The following is a 1094-nucleotide window of genomic DNA, read 5'->3' as shown; positions in this document are numbered from 1 at the left end:
ATCGCCTGGAGTGCGCAGTACAAAGCGTGGGGAGAAGTCAAAGAACAACGCTCGGAATGGGCGCAGCGTGAGGGGCTGACCAACCCGATCAGATTTCAGGGCCAGTACCACGATCACGAAACAGGGCTGCACTACAACCGCTATCGGTACTATGATCCACGGGTTGGGCGGTTTATCAGCAAAGACCCGATCAGCTATGCGGGTGGGTTGAATCTTTATGCATATGCGCCGAATCCGGTTGGGTGGGTTGATCCGTTAGGGTTGGCGAAGTGCTGCGACCCATGCGGTATAACAACTCACTCTAACCAGCCCTCGCCTAGACCTACAGGGCTCGAATCCCACCATATTATTCAAGACGCATGGGCTAAGGCTAACGTGTCTGGCTATTCACGGGGAAGTGCGCCAGCAATTCTACTGCCACGATCTCCTGAACACTCAACAGTTACCGTTTTACAAAACGCACGAAGGGATGCAAGGGTCAGAAATGAAGAGCCTAAATGGGGTAGCTCAATGAACGAGGAGTTCAACAACTCCTATCGAGATCTTGGGGCTGCTGGTGTCAGCGAGAAATGTAGGCGCAAAGCAATCAAGCAGGCATACAAATATTTTCATGGTGACTAAATGAATATTGCACAATGCATATCGTTAATTTCGTCCACTTGGCATGGATGTCAAGGGGTATCAGCTGATGTCTTTAATAAACTTGAGCCACAGATACAGTTGCAGCTTCCTTCTGACTACAAGGAATTCATGTGTTGGTCAAATGGTGGGGAGGGTGTCTTCCCCGCCATTCAATTATCACTTTGGCCAGCAGAGGACCTAGTGCTTTTAAATAGTAATTATCAGATCAATCAATATCTCGGAGATCACGTGCTAGGCATTGGATCGGATGGTGGACCAATTTGTTTTCTTTTGGACTACCGACTAGGAAACAAACCCAAATTGTCGAGCGTAAACTTTGGAGACCTAGATCCAGAAGAAATAAAACAAATAGCTCCGTCATTTACCTCAGCTATTGAATATGCAATCACAGGAAAACTGGTTGATGATGATTTATAAATTAACTCTGATATAGAGCGCGTAGATAATGAAAG

General features: G+C 46.8%; 2 protein-coding genes. Both read left to right on the top strand.

Features of this window, described 5'->3' with window-relative positions; genetic code table 11:
- Positions 1 to 621: RHS repeat-associated core domain-containing protein (locus tag GYN01_RS22535; protein WP_338053191.1), on the top strand; the 621-nt coding region annotated here is incomplete at its 5' end.
- The gene (locus tag GYN01_RS22195; protein WP_203307810.1) at positions 622 to 1059 is read left to right on the top strand and encodes an SMI1/KNR4 family protein; all 438 of its coding nucleotides are present in this window, start codon (positions 622 to 624) and stop codon (positions 1057 to 1059) included.
- The last annotated feature ends 35 nt before the right edge of the window (positions 1060 to 1094 follow it).

Source organism: Pseudomonas weihenstephanensis (genome assembly GCF_016812185.1).
Classification (GTDB): domain Bacteria; phylum Pseudomonadota; class Gammaproteobacteria; order Pseudomonadales; family Pseudomonadaceae; genus Aquipseudomonas; species Aquipseudomonas weihenstephanensis.
The sequence above is the reverse complement of the archived record's forward strand: the minus strand, read 5'-3'. Positions and strand labels throughout refer to the sequence as shown.